General features: G+C 36.0%; 15 protein-coding genes and 1 pseudogene. 12 read left to right on the top strand and 4 right to left on the bottom strand.

What is annotated here, in order from left to right:
• Positions 1–278: 278 nt before the first annotated feature.
• From MKY09_RS05270 to brxL, 10 genes are all read left to right on the top strand, one after another.
• Positions 279–1,417, top strand: a protein-coding gene (locus MKY09_RS05270; protein ID WP_169361557.1) for an IS3 family transposase whose coding sequence is annotated in 2 segments (ribosomal slippage) — positions 279–504 and positions 504–1,417 — 1,140 coding nt in all. Because the reading frame shifts where the segments join, the coding sequence is not laid out codon by codon here.
• A gap of 1,078 nt (positions 1,418–2,495) precedes the next feature.
• On the top strand, positions 2,496–2,792 hold the full coding sequence (locus MKY09_RS05275) for a hypothetical protein (RefSeq protein ID WP_342567777.1): 297 nt from the start codon (positions 2,496–2,498) through the stop codon (positions 2,790–2,792).
• 473 nt (positions 2,793–3,265) lie between these two features.
• Positions 3,266–3,502 (top strand): TIGR04540 family protein, encoded by a 237-nt coding sequence (locus tag MKY09_RS05280; RefSeq protein ID WP_342567778.1) that lies wholly within the window; start codon positions 3,266–3,268, stop codon positions 3,500–3,502.
• A gap of 31 nt (positions 3,503–3,533) precedes the next feature.
• The gene (locus tag MKY09_RS05285; protein ID WP_342567779.1) at positions 3,534–4,130 is read left to right on the top strand and encodes a DUF1819 family protein; all 597 of its coding nucleotides are present in this window, start codon (positions 3,534–3,536) and stop codon (positions 4,128–4,130) included.
• Between the two features lie 11 nt (positions 4,131–4,141).
• Positions 4,142–4,708, top strand: coding sequence for a DUF1788 domain-containing protein (locus tag MKY09_RS05290; RefSeq protein ID WP_342567780.1), 567 nt, complete (start codon positions 4,142–4,144; stop codon positions 4,706–4,708).
• An 18-nt stretch (positions 4,709–4,726) separates the two neighbouring features.
• The gene (gene brxC, locus MKY09_RS05295; protein ID WP_342567781.1) at positions 4,727–8,305 is read left to right on the top strand and encodes a BREX system P-loop protein BrxC; all 3,579 of its coding nucleotides are present in this window, start codon (positions 4,727–4,729) and stop codon (positions 8,303–8,305) included.
• A gap of 15 nt (positions 8,306–8,320) precedes the next feature.
• Positions 8,321–11,839, top strand: a complete 3,519-nt coding sequence (gene pglX / locus MKY09_RS05300) for a BREX-1 system adenine-specific DNA-methyltransferase PglX (RefSeq protein WP_342567782.1) — start codon at positions 8,321–8,323, stop codon at positions 11,837–11,839.
• Positions 11,840–11,929: 90 nt separating this feature from the next.
• Complete coding sequence (locus tag MKY09_RS05305; protein ID WP_342567783.1) at positions 11,930–12,565, top strand: hypothetical protein; 636 nt, start codon at positions 11,930–11,932, stop codon at positions 12,563–12,565.
• Between the two features lie 40 nt (positions 12,566–12,605).
• A complete protein-coding gene (gene pglZ / locus MKY09_RS05310; protein WP_342567784.1) occupies positions 12,606–15,164 on the top strand; it encodes a BREX-1 system phosphatase PglZ type A in 2,559 nt (852 codons plus the stop codon).
• A gap of 16 nt (positions 15,165–15,180) precedes the next feature.
• Complete coding sequence (gene brxL, locus MKY09_RS05315; RefSeq protein ID WP_342567785.1) at positions 15,181–17,238, top strand: protease Lon-related BREX system protein BrxL; 2,058 nt, start codon at positions 15,181–15,183, stop codon at positions 17,236–17,238.
• A gap of 299 nt (positions 17,239–17,537) precedes the next feature.
• On the opposite strand, the gene MKY09_RS05320 is transcribed toward brxL, so the two are convergent.
• Positions 17,538–18,221 carry a toll/interleukin-1 receptor domain-containing protein gene (locus tag MKY09_RS05320; RefSeq protein WP_342567786.1) on the bottom strand — a complete coding sequence of 228 codons (684 nt, stop codon included), beginning with the start codon at positions 18,219–18,221 and terminating at the stop codon, positions 17,538–17,540.
• A 643-nt stretch (positions 18,222–18,864) separates the two neighbouring features.
• On the opposite strand from MKY09_RS05320, the gene MKY09_RS05325 reads away from it, so the two are divergent.
• Positions 18,865–20,745, top strand: coding sequence for a hypothetical protein (locus tag MKY09_RS05325; protein ID WP_342567787.1), 1,881 nt, complete (start codon positions 18,865–18,867; stop codon positions 20,743–20,745).
• Between the two features lie 669 nt (positions 20,746–21,414).
• Positions 21,415–22,280 (top strand): annotated as a pseudogene (locus MKY09_RS05330) (CoA transferase).
• 213 nt (positions 22,281–22,493) lie between these two features.
• Here the strand turns inward: MKY09_RS05330 and MKY09_RS05335 are convergent.
• The 3 genes from MKY09_RS05335 to MKY09_RS05345 are packed head-to-tail and all read right to left on the bottom strand — an operon-like array spanning position 22,494 to position 23,338.
• Positions 22,494–22,847, bottom strand: a complete 354-nt coding sequence (locus MKY09_RS05335; RefSeq protein ID WP_342567788.1) for a DUF5655 domain-containing protein — start codon at positions 22,845–22,847, stop codon at positions 22,494–22,496.
• Between the two features lie 10 nt (positions 22,848–22,857).
• Positions 22,858–23,172 carry a hypothetical protein gene (locus MKY09_RS05340; protein WP_342567789.1) on the bottom strand — a complete coding sequence of 105 codons (315 nt, stop codon included), beginning with the start codon at positions 23,170–23,172 and terminating at the stop codon, positions 22,858–22,860.
• Positions 23,138–23,338 (bottom strand): hypothetical protein, encoded by a 201-nt coding sequence (locus tag MKY09_RS05345; protein ID WP_342567790.1) that lies wholly within the window; start codon positions 23,336–23,338, stop codon positions 23,138–23,140. Before MKY09_RS05345 ends, MKY09_RS05340 begins: the two co-directional genes overlap by 35 nt.
• Positions 23,339–23,558 lie beyond the last annotated feature (220 nt).

Genomic DNA, 23,558 nt, shown 5'->3' on the forward strand with positions numbered 1-23,558 from the left:
AGTTCGATGTAGAGAAAGCGTAGGTTATAAACAATTCTTTACTTTAAAAAGCGTGATTAGTTAAGTAAATCTTACACAACTATTGCATAAGGGTTACTAACAGTTATGTATAAATATCGTTCTTCTAAGTTTAGAAAGGCTTCTAAGGATTCAGTTTTTTAAAAGATACACAACAATTACTCAACTATTCCACAAAACATATATAATGATGCTAGTATGGATGTATGGACACAAGTTAGTTAAGTCTCTATCCTATAAATAGAGAGGACGTGTCCGGAATGAAACAAAAACGGTATAACCAAGAATTTAAACAAACAATTGTCGAACTCCACAGATCTGGTACACCTGTGAGTAATCTCAGTAGCGAATATGGTATTTCTGAAGTAACTATTTATAAATGGATTAAAACACATTCCCCAATCGAAAACAGTGGGGGTTTAACACCGTCACAAATCGCAGAAATCCAAAAGGAAAACCTTCGGCTTCAACAGGAGGTAGACATCCTAAAAAAGGCTATGACCATATTCGCAAGAAAGTAACAGACCAAGAGATTATTGACCATATCGAAAAGGAGAAAGAACACTTTCCTATCCAATTGATGTGTGATGTGCTAAAAGTGCCAAGAAGTACGTATTACCAGTCGTTCCATAAAGTAAAATCTTCGTATGCCATGGAAAACGAAGCGGTTTTAGCACGCATACAAACTATACATGCGGAGAGTAAAGGTCGCTATGGTGCACCAAAAATTCATTATCTGTTAACCCAAGAAAAGGTCGATTTCAGCTTAAATCGAGTGCAGCGAATCATGAAAAAGGCTGGAATTCGATCAACGATCGTGAAGAAGTACCGACCAACTTCCTCCACTGGACAAGTGGTGGAACGTGAAAACCTGTTAGAACAAAATTTTGAAACGACGACCATTAATGAAAAATGGGTTGCAGATATTACGTATATTCATACATTAAGAGACGGCTGGTGTTATTTAGCTTCCGTCCTAGATTTACACACGAAAAAAATTGTTGGCTATTCCTTTTCCAAATCGATGACAACAGAACTTGTTTTACAAGCTTTAGCGAACGCAATCGATGTTCAACAACCAGAAGAAGGACTAATCTTACATACCGATTTAGGCAGCCAGTATACTAGTGAAGACTTTGAAAAAGCAGTGAAAGAAGCAAAATTCAAACAATCTTTCAGTCGTAAAGGATGCCCATATGACAATGCATGTATCGAGTCTTTTCATGCGATTTTGAAAAAAGAAGAGGTATATCAATCTAGTTATATCAATTTTGAAACAGCCCGATTGACCCTATTCCATTATATCGAGTCGTGGTACAACCGAAAACGAATTCATGGAGCTATTAACTATCTAACACCTCAACAATTAGAGGACTTATGCCGAAAAGAAGCGGTTTGAGAGCAAAGGCATCTAGTTTTCCAGATTTACCCCTACCTACACATTTTTTCAGGACGACATCCATGGCTTGTATTTCCTGTACCCAGCGAAAGCTGTCAAGTACGGTCTTTCACTTGACTGGTTTCGCTGGGTACAGGACGCTCCATGATTGGATGCCGTTCTGACAGAGACTTAACTTTTTTATGTCCAGGATATTGACGTAGATCCATAATAAATCTCTAACTTTATAATTATAAATTAAACTTGCTAAGGAAAAAGGTATTTACGTTCATTCCATTAATGTTAAAGAAATAGAAAGCTCAGTTCAGTTTGGTTCGGTTAATAGAGCTGCTCCAAAACTAGCCGAGCAATCATTTAAAAAGAGATATCCAAAAGAAGAAAAAGAACAACATAAAGTTTGGATAAGGAGCTGGACCACTTAAGTTAATTTCATTTTTATAGAAGAAACCCATGAAAAATCTGGATAAATGAACCCCTTTGCACTTGCAAAGTAAGGGAAAAGTAGACTGATTTTAATCAGATAAAATGTAGAATTATAGAAGTAAACAATAGAGGAAAGAAATAGAGGTAAATAGTGGGGAATGGTCGACCATTCAGCTACTTTGGATTAAGCATATTCATTTAATTGAGAAGAAAATCTAGGTGGAGTACAAGAAGGTTGTCTTAAAAATAAATGTCTAATCAAAAATAGTTCAAATAATTATCGTAATAAGTACTGGAAGTAAGAAAAGTTTGGACGAAAAGGTCAGAAAGTGCAAAAAGTTCGTTATAAATTACAAAAAACATTAAAAACATTAGAGAAAATATAATTCAGACACTCTCTAATTAGGTAAATTAGTCTGAATAAAACATGAAAAACACCAGTTGAAAAACTTTTATAATGGATGCACGCTGATCAGATAATAGCCAGGAATATAACAGAAAATACCCCCTCTGGTGATGTTCCTAAAAAGTCATCGAAGCTAATTTATCCAACATAGTCGCCAAATATCTTAGTCAGACGTAGTACGACACAATTTGAATATAAATTAATATTAATTATATTATAATGAAAAAACAAAGAAAAGGAGGAATTAAAATGAAACAAAAACACGCAGAAATAGATGAAGTTATCAATGAGGTGAGTGGGAACTTCATAGAAAGTTTAACAAATTCACTGGAAGAAGATGAGATTGACCTTGATGATAATACTGAGATAGGCGAGTATTTAGAGAAATGGTATAAAGAGGATTACCGTTATACAATTTCACATGCACTCAGAAACTACTGCAAGATTATATCTGCAGATTTATTTGAGAGAGAAGGAAATATCCACTATTATGTGTCATATCATTTACTAGATGATGAAAAAGAGTTTAATTCATGTAGCTTCTAATATAAACGAGAGGATGACTATTAATGGTTGCCCTCTTTTTTTATTACTCTTCACCATTCCAATTGACTAATCACATAATTATTAAGAATATCAAAGAAAATGCCCCCTCTGACCCTGCTTTTAATAAGGTTTACTAACAGTTATGTACTATTCTAGGGTTCTTCGGGTTCCTTTAAGAGGAACTTCGCATTTAGGAACAATAAATAGGAAACCCGGTTCCGTTAAGAGAGCGGCTCCATTAGCCAAGCAAACATGAAAAAATAATAATAAAGAGGAATAAAGTTTATAAAATACTACACTAATGAATAGAAATTAAAAAAGAATAATGGAAAAGAATTTTTATTAAGTCTCAGAAAAAAATGAGATATTCGTTTTTAAAAGTCAGAATAATCTGTTTGCCGTTGCCCATTGTATTAGCTATCTAGTAACAGTAAAATAAGAACTAAGTATAAATTAGATACGAGGTGACGTTTGTGAAAGTAAAGCTTTTTTACCGTACTCAGCGTGATTTGGCTACTGCGTTAAATCACATTGTTGACGCGTATTGGTCAGAGGAAATTAAAGAAGACGAATTGATAGAAGGAATAAAAAGTATGTATTTGAATAATCAGGATAAACTGATGAAAAACAATCAATTTACAACTGTTATACATCAGCAATGTGGAAAACGGCGATTAACAATTGTTGAAAGAATATTGGATATAAAATAGATTTTAAGTCTTGTGTGAAAGGTTGGATTAGATGGTTATAGAATTAGAATATTCTTCAAGTTTGAACGGTGCATCATATTTGCTGTTCGAGCTAAAGCAAGTTGTTAAATTACAACAAAAGGGTTTATCCACCCAAGAAATTCGAAACATAGTAGTTGATGAAAACGTATTCCAGTTTGAGAACAAAGGAAGAATTACTCGAACGTTACCATCTGTAATGAGAAGAGCTAAAGTGATTGATTCAACATTAGCATCCCTTTTGACGGAAGGATCAGTTGAAGTGGGTAAAGTCATTAATTTGTACGCCATCATGAAAACGGATTTGCTCTTTTACGAATTCATGAATGAAGTGATTAGTGAAAAACTGCAAAACAGCGACTATTTAATTGAAAAGAAGGATATCAATCTCTTTTTTACAGCTAAATCCGAACAAAGTGACAAGGTTGCAAGCTGGAGTATTATTAATACCGAGAAGTTAAAGCGGGCATTTTTGCAAGTGCTATTCGAAAGTGGCATGCTAAAGGATCGACGAGGTAAGGAATTGAATCGTTTGATTATCGACGAGCAAATTAAAAACCATTTAATACATATAGGAGATACCCGTTACTTAAGAGCAATGGGTGAGTGAGGGGTGACAACATGGCAAATTTGAATGCAAGACTGGATCAAATCATACCAAAAATCAAAGAGGACAAGTTTATCGAAGGACGTGGACTTGGAAACGAGATCAGCTTTTATGTCTTCGATTACGAACCAGAGGGTGAACTTGTCGTGAGGGATTATATAAAACACATCAAAAAAGAATTCAGTTATGAAGGTTCAAACAGACGAATTATTGAATTCGATTTATATAAAATTCTACTCGATATCACGAAAGAAAAGAGAATTTTTGATCGTATTTTTGACATGGAGGAAAGACAAGGGAAAGAAGCTTTGTTCAAAGCAATGACGACGTTTGCTAAACCAGAAGTTTTTTTACATAAAATAAAGGAACAAATGGGAGATCATAATGTTGTCTTCCTTACTGGAATAGGAAAGGTGTATCCATTCGTACGGTCACATAATATCCTTAACAATCTACAAGAAGTATTGGATAAAACGCCTGTCATCATGTTCTTCCCAGGGCAATACGATGGACAGTCATTACAATTGTTTAGCAAATTCAAAGATGACAACTACTATAGAGCATTTCGTTTAGTAGATTAGAGAAAAGGGGGAATTTAGATGATACTGAAAGATATGTTTTTAAAGGATATTGAACGTGATATACGTGGGGTAATTAAAGTTGCACAAACAAATGAAGAGGACATTTACCAAGAGCTTGATGAATATGTTGTGACGCAAGAGCTACATAAGCACTTATCGAAGTTCTATGATAATTACCAAAAAGGAATTAACGGCAAGACAGACAAAATGGGCGTTTGGATTAGCGGGTTCTTCGGATCGGGTAAGTCCCACTTTCTCAAAATCCTCGCTTACCTGTTAGAGAACAAGGAAGTGAAAGGGAAGCAACCGATTGATTTCTTTGAGAACAAAGTGCAGGATTCACTTGTCTATGCAAATATGAAGCGAACTGCAGATGTCGATACAGAAGTCATTTTGTTCAACATTGATTCCAAAAGTTCCCTTGACAATAAATCCAAAGAAGATGCAATTTTACGTGTCTTCATGAAGGTGTTTTACGAGCATAGAGGCTATTATGGGGACATTCCAGGCGTTGCAGAGATGGAGAAGTATTTAGACAAGCAAGGCGTGTACGAAGCGTTTAAAACAGAATTTAAGGCATTAGCCGGTGAATCATGGGAGAGTCGTCGCAACAGTTTCTATTTCGATGCAGATTTTGTTATTGGAGCATTGACGAAAGTGACAGATATGTCGGAAGAATCGGCAAGAAATTGGTTTGAAAATGGTGTGAACAACTTTGAAATTAGCATCGAGAAGTTCTCCAAGGACGTAAAAGAATACATTGATGAAAAAGGCTCGAATTTCCACTTAGTCTTCCTTGTAGATGAAATAGGTCAATATATCGGTGACAGCCGTAATCTAATGCTTAACTTGCAAACACTTGCGGAAGATCTTGGAACACATGCACACGGTAAGGTATGGATCATGGTGACTTCACAGGAAAGTATAGATTCTATTGTAAAAGTTAAAGGTGATGACTTCTCTCGTATACAAGGACGCTTCGATACAAGACTATCACTGTCTTCTATTTCTGTAGATGAAGTAATCAAGAAGCGGATTTTGAAGAAGCATTCGCATGTTAATGACAAACTAAAAGTTCTCTTCCCTGAAAAGAGTGCCATCTTGAAAAATCTCATTAGCTTCCGAGAAAGTACGGCGGATTTAAGGGGTTACGATAATGAACATGAATTTGCGGATGTATATCCATTCATTCCGTATCAATTTAAACTTCTGCAAAATGTTTTCGAGCAAGTGAGAAAACATGGTTCATCAGGTAAGCACTTATCTGAAGGGGAACGCTCTATGCTTTCGGCATTTAAAGAAGCAGGACTTAGCTATAAAGATGCTGAAGAAGGGACGCTAATTCCGTTCTATGCGTTCTACGATACGATAAAAGAATTTCTTAACCCTGCCATTTCAAGAGTTATTGAGGGAGCAAAGGAAAATCCTGCATTAAAAAACGATGAATTTAACATCAACTTACTAAAAGTATTGTTCATGATTAAATATATTAAAGAATTACCTTCGAACATTGACAATATCGCAACACTAATGGTGAGAAACATGGATGAAGACAAACTACAGCTAAAAGAAAAAATAAAGGTTGCTGTACGAAAACTTACTTCGCAAACACTGATTCAGAAAAACGGGGACTATTTTGTTTTCTTAACGGATGATGAACAGGATATAAATCGAGAAATTAAACAAATGAACATAGATGAAGATATTGTAAAAAGAGAATTGGCGAACTACATCTTCCAAGACATGTTTGATGATAAAAGATTCAATTATTCGAAAGAGTATGCATTCTCCTACAATCAAAAAATGGATGAAAAAAATTATGGCAATCAGACATCAAGTATTGGATTGAACATCGTTTCTCCATTATCTGACCATTATCAAAAATCTGATCAGGAAATGATGATGATGACTTCTGGTAGTGGTGAAATGCTTATTAAGCTTGGTGGAAACGGGATATATGTCGAGGAAATGGAAGAAGCATTAAGAATAGAAGAATTCCGAAAGAAAAAGAATATAACACAGCTTCCAGAAAACATTCAAAATATCTTGAACAACAAGCAAGCAGAAGTTCGTGAACGTAGACGTAGAGTGCGTGAATTACTGGAGGATGCTATTAAGGGTGGAGTTTTCTTTATCAATGGAGATAAAATGGATATCAAAGGTTCTTCTGTTAAGGAAAAAATCAATTCTTCTTTCAAACAGTTGGTCGATAATGTGTATACAAGACTCGGTTATGTGAACGAGCATCTGGAAAATGAACGAGCATTGATTCCTATTTTAACCTTAGACAAAGATCAGATTTCTTTTGACGACAAACTTGGTACCAATCCGAATGAACTTGCTAAGAGAGAAATCTTTGATTTTATCGATTTACAAGATCAAATCCAAAAACAGGTTAGAGTAAAACTTATCTATGATCGCTTCCAAGACAAACCATATGGGTGGAAACAACTTGACATCGCAGGTCTAATTGCGGAATTACTGAAAGAGCAACGCATTCGTATCCGTTACAATGCTGAATATCTGGAGCCAGAAACAGATACGAACAAATTGCTCACTATATTTGCTAAAACCTCTGAAGCTGATAAAGGAATCATTATTAAGCGAGTAAAAGTAGACGAATCTCTAATTCGTACAGCTAAAAGAGTGTGTAAAGAGGTCTTTAATACAACAGATTTATCGGATGATGAAGATGGTCTTGTTAAAGATATTCGAGTATTGATTGAAAAACAAATAGCAGAAATAGTTGCTTATAAAGCACGCTATGAAGGAAGAAAGTATCCAGGTAGAAGCTTACTCGATAAAGGGTTGGAGTATTTTGGACAATTCGATAACAAACTTGATAATGCTTCCTTCTTTATGAAGCTGAATGAGCTAGAAGATGATTTAGCGGACTGGGAAGAAGATATTGTGTATGTGAAAAGCTTCTTTGGTACTAATCAAAAAGAAATATTCGACCAAGGGTTGGCGGGACTGAACAAGTATGAGGAAAATAAAGCATACTTGTCAGTGCAAAAGGTAGTCGGAGCAATGGATCAACTTCGTTCAATTATTAGTGATCCAGTTCCATATAAAAAAATTAAAGAGATTCCTGAACTAGTTCATGTATTAGAAGAACAAAGCAATCTCGTTTTATTAGAGAAAAAAGGAAATGCTCACAAAAAATTAAATTCAGACTACGACGAATTGTCATTACATGCGAAGCAATATGGTGTATCCAAAGCAACGAAACAGCGTGTAGACGATTACTATGATGAATTAAAAGCCAATTTAAATACTTTTACAGATATTTTCAAAGTAGATGCGACTATTTCACAAAGTACAAGCTACAAAGAACGAACAGAAATAGAAATTAGACGTGAAATCATTGAATGGCAACGCAAGAAAGCGGAAGAGCAGAAAAACAAACCTGGTGGAGAAGTGGTGGATCCACCAATCATTGAATCTGTTATTCAGAAACAAAATGTAAAAGTAACAGAACTCGTTACTATTAAAACACTATCAACTGAGGAAGAAGTGGATCAATATATCAATACACTATCCAATAAATTGAAAAAAATCATCAAGTCGAATAAACAAATTGAATTTATAGAATAGGAGGCTGATACGGTTATGAATAAAACAGCATTGAAAAACTTTGCAACAAGTGCAAGAAAAGAATTGCTTGAAAGAGTAGAACTGCAAGCACGAAAACTTGGAATTACAGCCGAATCCATTCAAACAGCAAATATAGAAAGTTCGGATGCCGTCTTTATTGACGGAAAACAGCTTTTAGATACAGAAAGAAGACAACGTAACAAACTTATTGCCCGAATAAATGAAATAGGCTTTAACCGTGTAATGGAAGAAACATCCTACACGTGGTTCAACCGTTTTATCGCACTTCGTTACATGGAAGTCAACGATTATTTGCCAACTAAAGTACGTGTTCTTTCCTCAAATTCAGGCAGTGCCGAACCAGATATGATGAAAGAAGCATTATCGTTGGATTTAGAGTTAGACAAAGAATATGTTTACGATTTAAAGGTGAATAACAAAACGGATGAACTGTTCAAATATCTAATTAAAATGCATTGTAACGATTTGAACCGTTACTTGCCATTTATGTTTGAAACAATTGAAGACTATACTGAAATTCTCTTTCCAGAGGGATTACTTGGGACGGATTCGTTTGTCCGTCAGATGACAAATATAGAGGAAATTCCTGAAGGTAACTGGGAAAAAATTGAGGTAATTGGATGGCTTTATCAATACTATATTGCCGAAGAAAAAGACCGTGTTTTCAAAGCGAAAACAAAATATAAAACTGAAGAAATACCTTTTGCTACCCAGCTCTTTACACCCGATTGGATTGTTCAATATATGGTGCAGAATTCGCTCGGACGTTACTGGGTAGAAGCCCACCCTGAACATCGTGACTTGCTTGATGGCTGGGAGTTTTACTTGGAAAACAAACAAGAAGACTTTCAAGATAAAATCGCTCAGTATGTAAACAAAGAAATAAACGTGGAAGACATCAAATGTTTCGATCCTGCTATGGGGAGTGGACATATTCTTGTGTATATGTTTGATGTACTCTACGAGATTTATAGCAAATGTGGTTACATGGAAAGAGAAATCCCCCGACTTATCATCGAGAATAATTTATATGGATTAGACATTGATGATCGAGCCTATCAATTGGCAAGCTTTTCAGTTGTCATGAAAGGATTACAATATAATAGACGTTTCTTGAGAAGTATCGAAAAAGATGGATTAACGATTAATTTGGCATCTGTGCAAGAAACGAATGGATGGACTGAAGATGAGATTGAATATGTAGCGGGCCAAGGTAATGGTGTTAAATTTGAGCATACTAAAGCATTTATTGACCAATTTAATAATGCCAAAACATTCGGATCCCTTATTAAAGTAAGGCAATCTGATTTATCTATTTTAGAAAATAGACTTCATGAAATCAAATTATCACCTGTCGAAGATATTTTCCAAACAGAAAAGCGTGAGCGAGCATTAGCATTGTTCCCACAACTAATTAAACAGACCAATATTATGAAGAAGCAATACGACATTGTCATTATGAATCCACCCTACATGGGTTCGGGAAGTATGAACAAAGTATTGTCCGATTTTTTAAGAATTAACTATCCTGATTCGAAATCAGATCTGTTTGCCTCATTCATGGAAGTCAATCACTATTTAAAACAAAACAGTTTCTATGCGGCCATCAATCAACATTCGTGGATGTTCTTATCTAGTTTTGAGAAGTTGCGGGAAAAAGTTATTAAAACCAAATTTATCGACTCAATGTTGCACTTAGGCCCAAGAGCGTTCGAGGAAATCGGTGGGGAAGTTGTACAATCGACAGCGTTTGTACTACGAAATACTGAAGTTCCAGATAGCAAAGGAACTTATTTAAGGTTGATTAAAGAAAAAACAGCAAGTGAAAAGAAAGAAAAAGTGGTGAAAGCTGTTCAAAATCCTTCTGTTTCATATCGATACTTATTTGACCAAGTAAACTTTAGTAATATCCCAGGTAGTCCTGTAGCTTATTGGATGAGTGATAGAATAGGCCAATTATTCAAAACTACACCTAATGTTTCAGAGGTGGCAAGTGCAAGACTGGGTTTAGCAACTGGAGATAATGATAGATTTATGAGGGAATGGTTTGAGGTAAGTAAAGAAAATACAGCTTTCAATATGAGTTCAAGAGAGGAAGCAAAACTAAGTAATATTAAATGGTTTCCAATGAACAAAGGAGGAAGTTATAGGAAATGGTATGGTAACAATGACCTCGTTGTAAATTGGCAAAATGACGGGGAGGAAATTAGAAATTTTAAAGATAATTTTGGTAAGCTCCGTTCCCGTCCGCAAAATCTAAGGGATTGTTTTGTGCCTGGAATTTCATGGACTGTTATTAGTTCGAAAAGCTCGTTTAGGTATTCACCTGAAGGGTTTTTATATAATAACAAGGGGCCCTGCATAAATTCGACAAATGAAGAAAATGATACTACATTATTAGGAATACTGAACTCTAAAGTAACAGAATATATTTTGCAATTACTTTCGCCGACTATAGGATTTGAAGCTGGATATATTTCTAAAATTCCTATTGTGTTTGAGCAAGACATACAACCTACACTAAACAATATTGTTCGTCAAAATATCTTGATTTCTAAGAACGAATGGGATTCCAGAGAAACATCATGGGATTTTGGTAAACATCCTTTCGTAAAAAAACTTTCTTCAAAAGTTGAATTAGCATTCAATGAATGGAAAGAATCAAGTGAGGAACAGTTTAGGAATCTCAAATTAAATGAAGAAGAAATTAACCATATCCTAATTGAAATATACGGTTTACAAAACGAACTTACACCTCAAGTTGAAGAAAAAGATGTCACCATTCATAAAGCAGATTTAGAACGTGACATCAAAAGTTTCATCTCTTACGCTGTCGGGTGTTCTTTCGGCCGTTATTCACTTGACGAAGAAGGGCTTATCTATGCAGGTGGTGAATTTGATATTTCACGTTATAAAACATTCCCAGCAGATGAAGATAATATCCTTCCGATCTTGCCAGGTACTTATTTCGAAGATGACATTGTAACAAGATTCGTTGATTTCGTTCGTGTCACATTTAGTGAAGAAACGCTTCAAGAGAATCTTGATTTTGTGGCGGATGCTGTTGGTCGGAAGAAGAATGAAACAGCGAGGGAAGTATTGCGTCGTTACTTCTTGAATGATTTTTATAAAAATCATGTACAAGTGTATAGCAAGCGTCCTATTTACTGGCTGTTTACATCCGGCAAGGAAAAAGCGTTTAATTGTCTCATATATATGCATCGCTATGACAAAACGACGCTTTCTCGTATTAGGACTGACTATTTGCATGAGGTTCAGACTCGCTTGGATGCGGAGAAAAAGGACTTGCTTGACATCATTGAAGGGGATTCCACAACGAAGGAAATCAGCGATGCGAAAAAAGAATTGAAATCACTCAATAAAAAAATCGACGAGTTGAAAGATTATGACGAGCTGTTGCATCATATGGCAGATATGCAGATTGAGATTGATTTGGATGACGGTGTGAAAGTGAATTATGAGAAGTTTAATGGGTTAGTGGCGAAGATTTGACTTTGCAACGAGGGGCAATTCGTATGTTGAATTGCTTCGTTTCAACTTACGAGATAAAGAAAATCTAAACAATTGAAAAGAGGGGAAAAGATGGAAGATGTTTTTTCAAATAACATTGACATTAACAAAAATGCTTATATAAATTGGCGGATTGAAAAACATAATCCTATTAAAAATATGTTGACCATAGCTGATGGTTTTATGGAATCTTCTATTATATTAGCAGAACAGGCTTTAGAAGATAATAGGGATAAAAAAGCAGATATCATAATCTACCCTATCCTTTTTAATGCTAACCATGCAATTGAATTGTATTTGAAGGCAATTGGATGGACAGTTAATATACTTCTCCATAATGATAAAAAAGTAGAAGGCGGACATGATATTCAGCAAATCCTTAATGTAGTTAAATCAAGAGTTAATGAATTTGAGATGGATAAGGATCGAAAGAAAACTTTCAAAGAGTTGATAAGCAATCTGGAGAATTATATTAAGGAACTATTTTTAAAAATTGAAACAGAAGATGGTGGAAAAAAGAAAGGTAACATGGATTTTTCCAGATATCCTTTTGATACGAAGTATGTATCGCATTTCTATATAGAAACATTTGATAATGTTGTCGTAGATTTAGAGAACTTTGTTGAAAAATTTAAAGAAATAGGACAGAACTTGAACCAAATTGCGTTCCATTATCTATATGATTTTTTACTTGCTGAAAATGAATGAGAGCTTGGGCAATATTGGTTTATGAAAGTAGGTGAGGTCAATGAATATTAGTCAAATTGAATCCGCACTAAAGGATATTTTTAATGAACCGCTAAAAGACGGTGAACAGCGAAAGATTGTATTCTGGGTGGACAAGGACGGAGAATTTATTGAAGAGATTGAGCAATTGAAGATTGCTGGTGTTAGAGTCCAAACATTATCTAATCAGAACCAATTTTACATGAAGCATTTGTTGGAGGTAGAAGATCCGATCTCTTCCTATTTAATCTATACAAATTTGGAGTTAGGTGTAGAGGATAACTGGTTGGCAGATACAGTTTTGTATTCGAAGACGTTTTTTGCGGATCGGGTATCGCTTATTTTGAGTGAGCTTCAGATTGACCCATCCCTTAGAGCTGTAATTAAAAAATATGAGCGTTTTTTCAATAATAAGGAACGTTTTAAAAAATTTCAGGCACTCGGTATAGAAGGTTTTACAGAAGAAAAAATCGAGTTAGCAATAATGAGTGTTTTGTGTAACGAGAAGACACCTGATTTTGAAGGTGTGTTAAAGGCTGTTCTGATGGATACGCTGAATGATAGTGATAACAAGTATTTATCACATATGGATAAATATTTTGATATAATCGTGTTCTGGAAGTATGTTGCGAATAAATACGGGTATGAGCGTGAAACAAAGACATTAAAGACTTTATTTATGCATTTAACTGTGACGGCATTAAGTCACTCCATTAGTGAGAATTCTTTAACGGCCGTCAAAGAATTTATTGCAGTGCGAAATAAAACAAATGCATTAGTATTTATTGACCACTGGATGCATCATAAAACGGATTATTCTGTGTTTGATGAATATGCTGATATGGTTGAACAAGAAATTCAACTTTCTAATATCATGCAATCTATTCCATTAGAAGAATTCAAACAAGCAGATACATTCTCATATATCGATAAAGCCATTATTATTTATATTGCGAACAGCCTTATGGAGAAGTTAGAAGATTATGAGGAATATTCGAAGCTGATTAAATTAAGACGTGCGAAACATTACTATGAGCAATATGCGTCCGTTTATAATGCACTTTATTATACGGTGAAAATGCATGCATTTTATAAAGAGCATCAAAAAGGAATGCCACAAGGGCAAGCTATTGATCTGTATCAGGCTTATGTAAACGAGTTCTCTAAAATGGATACATATTATCGTAAGTTCTATGTTGCATACGATGAAGAAAGTAACCATGAGTTATTGAAGAAGTTAAAAGAACTTGTGGAAAACATGTACACAAATTGGTATATGGGTGAGTTAAGCTCTCACTGGTCACAGGCAGTAAAAAGTGAAATGATGAATAATTGGACACTTCCTGGTCTGCAAAATCAACAAAGTTTCTATTCGTCTTTCATTGCACCGCATATCCGTAGAGGTGAGCGTGCGTTTGTTATCATTTCAGATGCTATGCGATATGAAGTAGGAGTTGAACTTGCTGAGCGATTGAATTCTGAAACGATGGGGATTTGTGATATACAGACGCAACTTGGTGTGTTGCCATCTGTCACAAAACTAGGCATGGCTTCACTCCTCCCACATCGAAACTTGGATTTTGATGAGAATGGACGTGTACTTGTAAATGACAGAGACTCGTCAGGACTCGAAAGTCGTAAGAAGATTATCGAGTCATATGTGGAAGATAGTGTTGTGATGCATTTTCAAGATGTGTTTGATATGAATAAAGCAGGTAGACGTGAAACGTTTAAAGGAAAGAAACTTATCTACTTATACCACGATACAATTGATGCGATGGGTGATAAGGCATCTACGGAGATATACACCTTTAATGCAGTAGAAACTGCCTTGAATCAGTTGTATGACTTAGTGAAAATCATTCGAGATGATTTGAGTGGAACAAATGTATACATTACTGCAGATCACGGTTTTCTTTATCAACGAGATACGCTTCCAGAAAGTGATAAGATTGAAAAGGAGTCAATAGATGTTATAGAAGTGAAACGTCGCTACTTACTTTCAAAAGAAAAACGTGAGATCTCAGGGCAACTTGCGATTGATTTGTCAACAATCGTGGATAACGAACAACAATTGACAGCTTATGTACCAAACGGAACAATTCGCAATCGGATGCAAGGCTCTGGAGTAAACTTTGTCCACGGTGGTGCAAGCCTTCAGGAAATCGTTGTACCAGTGCTGTCCTTTAAAAATAAACGAGCAGGTCAAAAAGGTTCGCAAGCAATCCAAAAAGTAGACATTAGGCTGACCAACACGACACGCAAAATTACGAATAGTATCTTTAACTTAGAGTTCTTCCAAACAGAAAAAGTAGAAGAAAAAATGGTATCTCGTACAGTTCTCATTTATATGGGCGATGATGAAGGAAATATACTATCGAACGAAGAAACGATAATAGGGGATCGCTCTTATGATAATCCTGCAGAACGTACATTTAAGCTTCAGTTTGTCTTGAAAAGCATATCTTATGATCGAAGCAAGACGTATTATTTAATAATTAAAGATATGGAAACTGGTGTTATTACTGAAAAAATACCGTTTACAATTAACTTAGGAATTGTTAGCGATTTTGATTTTTAATTGAGGGGGTGAAATCATGGAAGAGAGAGTGGAAGAAACGTTGACGCTTGATCTTGATAAAAAGCTGAATGAAGCATTTGCAGGTCGTGTCGTCCGTAAAGACTTGACGAAACTTATCAAAGAAGGGGCAAACGTGCCTATATATGTGCTGGAATACTTGCTTGGCATGTATGCTGCCACAGATGATGAAGAAAGTATTCAACAAGGTGTAGACCGTGTTAAAAAGATTCTCTCTGATAATTTTGTTCGTCCAGATGAAGCAGAGAAAATTAAATCACGTATTCGTGAGCTTGGTCAATATTCAATTATTGATAAGGTGACAGTGGCCTTGAATCCCAAGATTGACACTTATGAAGCAGAGTTTTCTAATCTTGGATTAAAAGGTGTTCCTATTTCCTCTAACTTAGTGAAAGAGTTCGATAAGCTCTTAGTTGGTGGTATTTGGTGCATGATCAAGATTGATTATTTTTATGATGAAGAAACAAAGGTAATGAATCCTTTTAGTGTCTGTAGTTTGCAACCAATTCAAATGCCGAATATGGATATGGAAGAGGTGTTTGAAGGGCGAAAACAGTTCACTAAAAAAGAGTGGATTGATGTTTTAATTCGTTCAACTGGAATGGAACCAACACAATTAGAGGAACGTGTGAAATGGCATCTGCTGTTAAGACTCGTGCCTTTAGTGGAAAATAACTACAACATGTGTGAACTCGGCCCTCGTGGTACAGGTAAATCGCATGTTTACAAAGAAATTAGTCCGAATTCTATATTAGTTTCAGGTGGACAATCTACCGTAGCTAATCTCTTTTATAACATGACTACCCGTAAGGTAGGATTGGTAGGTATGTGGGATACCGTGGCTTTTGATGAAGTGGCAGGGATTCACTTTAAAGATAAAGACGGAATCCAAATTATGAAGGATTATATGGCATCGGGAAGTTTCGCTCGTGGCAAAGAAGAGAAAAATGCTTCGGCTTCTATGGTGTTTGTCGGAAATATTAATCAAAGTGTAGATGTATTATTGAAAACTTCACATCTATTCGCCCCCTTCCCACCAGAAATGGCAAATGACACTGCTTTCTTTGATCGTATGCACTATTATATGCCTGGTTGGGAAATTCCTAAGATGCGACCTGATTTATTTACTGATAAGTATGGATTTATTGTTGATTATCTTGCTGAATTTTTCCGTGAAATGCGTAAACGACAGTATGCAGATTCAATAGACCGTTATTTCAAGCTTGGAAACAACTTGAATCAACGAGATACAGTCGCAGTTCGAAAGACTGTTTCTGGTATGGTAAAACTCATTTATCCGAATGGTGAATTCACGAAAGAAGATGTAGAGGAAATCTTACAATATGCTCTTGAAGGTCGTCGTCGTGTTAAGGAACAGCTTAAGAAAATCGGTGGCATGGAGTTTTATGATGTGATGTTTTCGTATATCGATAAAGAGTCGTTGAACGAAGAATATGTATCTGTTCCAGAACAAGGTGGAGGAAAGCTCATACCAGAAGGAATGGGTAAACCAGGCCATGTGTACGTGGTAGGACACGGTCAGACGGGTATGATAGGTGTTTACAAGCTAGAGAACCAAGTTGTAAGTGGAACTGGGAAGTTTGATAGGTCCGGCTTAGGATCCTCGAGAGACGCTAAAGAAAGTCTTGATACTGCTTTCAGGTATTTCACTGCCAATAGCAAAAGTATTAGTAATTTAATCAGCACAAAAACTAAAGATTACCTAATGCACATAAGTGACCTGCAGGGGATTGGTATTACAAGTGAACTTGCTGTAGCTGAACTAATTGGTTTATGCTCTGGAGCACTAGAGAAACCGGTCCAAGAGAGTATGGTTATTATCGGAAACATGACTGTTGGCGGAACGATTGCAAAGGTTGAAGAATTTGCGAATACATTACAAGTATGTGTAGATGCTGGTGCTAAAAAAGTGTTGATACCAGCAGCATCTGTAATGGATTTGCAGACGGTTCCACCAGACTTACTAGTAAAGGTACAACCAGTGTTTTATGCAGATCCTATAGATGCAGTGTTTAAAGCGTTAGGAGTTAATTAGTCTCGTTCATATTTGAACGAGGCTTTTTTTATACAGAAGATGTTTGATTGGATAGAGGAGTCTGAAGGTTATAGGTGGGGTTAGCGATGTGTAAAGTAATGGTGATTACTTTTTTTAAAGAGATAGATATGATGCTACTACCGCACCTCAAATCACCTAAATTTTGCCGGTAGCATGTATATAAATAGAAGTAAATCTAATAAAGAAAAAGCCTACCAGCAACTATAAATATCGGAAGGCTTTTTCTGTTCAATTAAAATATAGTAGTTTATTAACAAAATTGAATAGAAAAATAGAGCTCAAATGGTGACAAGTTCTGTAAGTTTGGTCACGACGTCTTCTATCGGTTCTTCGGCAGTACTCAGACCACTTCGTGAACCAAGCAAAGGACTGACTTCGCGTAGAGCTTCATACGTAGTGCCGTGCACAATCGGAATGAGACGCTCGCCAGAGAGGAGTACCGAAAGTTCTTTGTCGGCAATACCCTCTGTTTGGAGGCGACTTAGCAACGCAGGGGTCACCAGCACAAGCCCAACTCGCGATTTCGCCAACCCCTTGTCTATTGCACGAAGTAGCGGCACGCCGAGGCCAACGTCTTTTTCACTGAACCAGACGGAGACACCTTGTGCCTCAAGCAGGTCGTGCAGATCCTTGGCGACTCCCTTCCGATCGTCCCAAGCATGGCAGAGGAAGACGTCCCTAAGGTCAAGATCATCTCGCTCAGCCAGCTTTTCGACGCTGTTACGGATTGGTGTGAGTGCCCTAACTTCTTGAATCGTGTACACCACAGACGAACCTGCTCCCGACCAACGTGGTTTTGCACTGCTGCCGGACCCTCCGCTACTACTTAAGCTGCCTCCACTTCTATAAGATGGGGGTGAGTACGACCTATAGTTGCTACTGTATCTCCCACCGCACGCTGGGCAGTTGGCTCGTGCACTGGCTGATTGATGCCCCCTTACTGGAGCCGTACATCTAGCCATGCAAATTACCCCCTAACTTAATGAGTAATGACCATTTTATTAAATTCATTTCAGTTGCCTCCCAGGTGTTCTGTTTATTTTTTTGTTCCCTTCTCATCGTATGACCTCCTTTATTAATTGACTATCTTCTCAAAGGAACTGAATTTTTTTCATTAAAAGAAAATAGCAATCTATCTAGGATATACGGTTAGTATGAAATAATAGTTTCATCTTTCTGTAAATTATTTCTCGGTTCTTGACGAAGAAATATATTAGTGAGGATATGTTCTTTACTAATCTCTTTATACAATTCTATCCCGGAAGTTGAATAAGAATAAGAATAAGAATAAGAGCTGCCTGAGCAATCCAACGATTTTTAACTAAAGAACCCGTTTACTTTAACTGCGACTATTCACAACATTTAAAAGAAACAAATAACGACCGGAATTCATTAAGTAATAGCTATCCGCATAGGGTGGTTATTTAACTTATTTTTATTTATAATATAAATGATAAATTATTTTGGTCCGATATTTTTTATATCGGATTTTTTTCATCTAATTTTGTACCCTTTTTAAATGGTTTAAAGAAATAAATGGCTATTCACGATCTTCAATTACGGCAGTTAATGTACGTCCTTTTGAATGAGAAAGATGGTGTTTTTATGGAAAAATACAAAAATAAGGAGTTCTTGATTCAAAAGTTAAAGGTGGAAAAGTTATCCTATAACCAATTAGCCGTCCAATTGGGTTGCGGTGTGTCAACTCTTAGATATTGGATAAAGAAGCACGGAATTGAACTAAGAGGAAATTTACAAAAAGAGTTATTAAAGAACAAAAGAAAAATCACGGAAATGTACATTCAGCAAAACAAGACATTGAAGGAGATTGGTGAGGCATTTAATTGCTCACAACAAACGGTCCTGAATTTTATTAATGCTGAGGGGATCTATAAGGACATCAACCGTTGGCAGAGATGGGAGGAAGAAGAAGTCAGGGATTTGATCCGTTTAAGAAATGAAGGCAAAAAACTTGGCGAAATCTATCAATTCTTTAAAGGTAAATACAATGAGAACAAAATCTCACACAAATTAAATTCACTGGGATTTTTCAGGGAGGAAGTATGGAGTGAAGATGAAGAACGAATGCTAAAAGAGTGCGACGGGCTAAGTATGAATGAAATCCTCCCATTATTCCCTCATAAGGATTATAGTCAAATTCTTTATAAAGCCGGTGCATTAAAGGTAGATATCAGATTGATGAACAGACCCTGGTCAGAGAATGAAAGACAGGTTTTGATAAACAATCCAGACAAAACACTCGACGAATTGGCTGCAATGCTGGACAGAAGCAGTAACGCTATCTGGACGAAAATCAAAGAGGAGAAATTGACATTTAAGAAGAAGGTCGTGATGGCAAGTGATATAATAGACAATAAAATCACATGCCCTAAATGCGGTGAGTTAAAGGAATATACAGAAGAAAACTTCAACTTGAACATAAACTACTACACTTGCATTAATTGCAGAAACAAAATCACCAACATTACAAAATATAGGTTAAAATACGGAATTACGCTAGATTTCGAAAAGATGTTTAATACCTTTACAGCCATCGAATGGTATCATATGTATTTGGATGGTCGTATTAGTAAATTGCCTCAAGAAATATACGACTCACATGTGAAGAGAAATGAAATCATTGTTCACATCATAAAGGAATTGCTAAAAAAGGAAAGCAGAGAAGATATCATTGAATTGAATTACAATGACATCCGAAGGTACAAAATCACATATTTTCTTCTTGGAAATAATATATGCGACATTTTAAACGATGTATTTTCAGAATACAACTTCAAACATTGGGAATTCCGGTTGGTTCCAGGGGATTTTTGGAGTGAGAAACAACACGCAGATGAATATCTTCGATGGTTTGTTGAAACCAGGTTGAATATCAACGAATTAAATATCAACAGGGATATCCCTAAAATTTTTACAGTTTCCTCATTAAGAATAATTGGAGAACATCGTTTGAACCGTTGTTTGCATGAATATGATCACTATGGGAGCTACTATGAATGGTTGTCCTATATATTTCCACAGTGGGGTCTTCAACCTGAAAATTTCAAATTAAGTATCTCCTTCGATGGCGTTGTGTTTGATTCCAATGAAGAATGTTTGATTTATGAATATTTAAAAAGAGAATGTGGGATTTCTATTACTTATGTAGGAAACCAACGATTTTATAAATTTTGGAATGAAGAACATAATGAGTCGTATATTCCGGACTTTGTAATCAGTAAAATCAATAATATAAAGCTAGATAAGCCTCTCATAATGGAATATTATGGATTGTACAATCCTAATTTAACCGATTCTTTCTTCCAAGATTATTGCGAGAAAACCTGTAGGAAAAATGCCTTTTACAAACAGAACGGGGATATTTACTTCCTAGATATTTATCCCTATGACTTGGTATCAACTTTCAAAGGAGTCTCCGAAAAACTGAATGCTTTTAACAAACAGGAAATAAATAGGGAAAGATGAATTAAGTGAATCTGGGTATAGACATCGAAATCATCCGGAGAAAAGATATTGAACTAAAAGCTCAGTACGGATTGAGATGTCTCTCGTAACCCAGTGAATTATTTTTACTAAAGGGATAGTTGAATTTTTTTTCATATTATTCTGCCTTTGTGCTAATGACTCTTGCACGTAAAAGAACTTAGTCACTTATAAATAGAGTTATCATTTATGAAAGTCACAGACTTTGTTCACTGATATATATTGTTGTTTCATCCTTCTAGAAAGTGTGGAACTAATTTCTTCTATTATATAGGAATAAAAAAACCTAGAAAAACTTTGCCCCCACAACGTTATTTTTTATTCAAACGTAGTCTAAAACGTAGTCAAATATTTCTTGCAGCATCCATACACCCTTATAAACGCTGGTTTAAAAGCATTTTTAGGAACTAGTGGTTCAACTCCCGCCGTCTATACACAGTCTTATATAAAATATAGAAGATATGAAGATATTAAACATAGGTAAAACCCTGTTTAATATCTTTTTTATTATTCTTTTAAGTTAACTGAAAAGTATGGATTGACACAAATCTTTTTATATTGGAAAATTGGTTCATCCAATTTTATTTAATCTGAATATAAGGGGTCTTCCGCCCAGGCACACTAGATAAATGGGGCTTAACGTGGGAAGTAATGAAAGAGGCTAATCCAAAGCTCATCTTACTTCGTACCTCAGGCTTTGGACAAACCGGACCATACGCCAAAAAAGCAGGATTTGGTACTGTGGTAGAGGCAATGAGTGGCTTCACCTCTATTAATGGGGAGAAGGGGGGCAACCCTACCTTACCGGCACGGTACTGGCAGACGGTGTTTCCAGTATATTTGGCGCACTTTCCATCATGATTGCGCTATATGGGCAAATAAAGAATGGTATATCAGAAGGGCAGCGGATTGATATCAATCATTACGAGCTATTAATGCTCTTACTGGAGCCCCAAATAACCGCATACGATCAATTAAACAAAATTCCTGTCCCTATCGGAAATAGCAGCCTACAAACAGCTCCACGAAATGCCTATCTAACAAAGGATAATACATGGATCGCCCTACCAGGCTCCTCACAATCTATCACCGAAAATATATTCAAAGCAATTGGACGAGAGGACCTAATTACAGATCCAAAGTTCTGTACCAATGAACAACGAGTTCAGTATGTAGCAGAATTAGATGGTATTATAGGAGACTGGGTTCGAAAGCACACATTACAAGAGGTAGTTGCACGCTTTGACGAATGTGGTGCTATCGCAGGCCCAATGTATAACATTGCCCAGCTATTTGAAGACCCTCACTATCAGCATAGAGAATCCTTCATACATGTTCCTGATAAAGACTTTGGAGAAATGCGAATACCAAACGTCGTAGCGAAGTTTTCTCTTACACCTGGGGAAGTACGCACATTGGGACCCGATAAGGGAGAGCATACGATTCAGATATTGAAGGAGCAGGTGGGGCTGTCTGATGAGAAGATAGAGCAGTTGAGGGAGTTGGGTGTGATTTAATAAAATATTTATTCTAAATATTTTACTGGTTTGAGTATATTCTATAGAATTTAAAGATCCGTCTAAACTTTAATCTCCTTTTATACGGGAAAAACTTCCTATTGAGTACAAACGTACTCAATAGGAAGTTTTTAAACTAACATCATAAGACTGCTCTATAAAGTGTTTCGCCTTCTCTAGGTCTTCATCTTTATTAATCCTTATCTCTAAATCTCAAGTACCGTAATGCCCAATATTAGATACATCACGTGTAAAGCCTGGTTCTAGAGATATAGTGGAAGGGTCTACCTTTAGATACAGTAGTATGGTATTGGAATTTAGATGGACTTCAACGCAGGCAAAGTTTTTAATTCGTTTGAAGGCGAAATAGTTTTTTAACGTCTTCATTTGTACGTCGTCGCCTAAGGCAATCATAGAAGCTTTTAAATTCTCGAAGCGATCTGTGAGTGTTTCATTTGCTTGTGCTACGTAATCTGAAACAGTTTTGGATGTTTTATTATTAGTTTTGTGTGTAATACCAGCAGGTTCATCATCAATATAGACAGTCTGCACTGTTGTTGCATTCATAGGTCTAACATTAAGAAACCATAAATATAGTGTTTGTATTGATAAAGCTCGATGTTCCGATGATCTGTTGAACGGCATGTTCATCAAACTTTGTAAAATTACCAGCTATACATAATAGGCGTGGGCTGCTCCAATCGATATTTTCTGCTATTGAAGGACCGAATCTTCTTAAGGTCATTAATTCAAATTCTGCCTTAAGGTCCAGTAGCCAATCTAAATAATAAAGACCTTGGTTAATCACTTTTTCATTCCTAGCTCGTTTATATTCGATAATGACAGGTGAGTTATTTTCATCTAAACCAAGTGTGTGTGTCGATTCTTCCACCGTGTCGTTTACCTGTAGAATACTCGGAAGCCAAAAACTTTATACCGAGAAATGCTTCTAGATGCTTCTCAATTAAGTGCTGTAGTGATTTTTCTAAAGCAACCGAATGACCACGCAACTCCCACACATCTTCTCCATTTATTTTAAAAAATTTAATGTCACCCATTTATATATCCTCCTAGCTAGGGCTATTTCGTTAATAAAAGTTACTTTAAGTTTTATTATATCTGTTTGTGTAAATAAATTTAAATAAACTTACGTGTAAATCGGAAATAGTGATTAATACTTACAGGAACTCTCCCAAACATTAAAATGTTACATACTTCAAAAAAACTCTTTTATTAGATCAACCTTCTTTGTGTACCAGCGTAGTGATCTAGGTTCCT

This window comes from Psychrobacillus sp. FSL K6-4046, from assembly GCF_038624605.1.
Lineage (GTDB): Bacteria > Bacillota > Bacilli > Bacillales_A > Planococcaceae > Psychrobacillus.

Excerpts from the sequence above, each read along its gene's own strand:
- MKY09_RS05285 (WP_342567779.1), top strand. The coding sequence starts at position 3,534 with ATGGTTATAGAATTAGAATATTCTTCAAGTTTGAACGGTGCATCATAT.
- MKY09_RS05290 (WP_342567780.1), top strand. The coding sequence starts at position 4,142 with ATGGCAAATTTGAATGCAAGACTGGATCAAATCATACCAAAAATCAAA.
- brxL (WP_342567785.1), top strand. The coding sequence starts at position 15,181 with ATGGAAGAGAGAGTGGAAGAAACGTTGACGCTTGATCTTGATAAAAAG.
- pglX (WP_342567782.1), top strand. The coding sequence starts at position 8,321 with ATGAATAAAACAGCATTGAAAAACTTTGCAACAAGTGCAAGAAAAGAA.
- MKY09_RS05325 (WP_342567787.1), top strand. The coding sequence starts at position 18,865 with ATGGAAAAATACAAAAATAAGGAGTTCTTGATTCAAAAGTTAAAGGTG.
- MKY09_RS05335 (WP_342567788.1), bottom strand. The coding sequence starts at position 22,847 with ATGAATGCAACAACAGTGCAGACTGTCTATATTGATGATGAACCTGCT.
- pglZ (WP_342567784.1), top strand. The coding sequence starts at position 12,606 with ATGAATATTAGTCAAATTGAATCCGCACTAAAGGATATTTTTAATGAA.
- brxC (WP_342567781.1), top strand. The coding sequence starts at position 4,727 with ATGATACTGAAAGATATGTTTTTAAAGGATATTGAACGTGATATACGT.
- MKY09_RS05320 (WP_342567786.1), bottom strand. The coding sequence starts at position 18,221 with ATGGCTAGATGTACGGCTCCAGTAAGGGGGCATCAATCAGCCAGTGCA.
- MKY09_RS05305 (WP_342567783.1), top strand. The coding sequence starts at position 11,930 with ATGGAAGATGTTTTTTCAAATAACATTGACATTAACAAAAATGCTTAT.
- MKY09_RS05345 (WP_342567790.1), bottom strand. The coding sequence starts at position 23,338 with ATGGGTGACATTAAATTTTTTAAAATAAATGGAGAAGATGTGTGGGAG.
- MKY09_RS05275 (WP_342567777.1), top strand. The coding sequence starts at position 2,496 with ATGAAACAAAAACACGCAGAAATAGATGAAGTTATCAATGAGGTGAGT.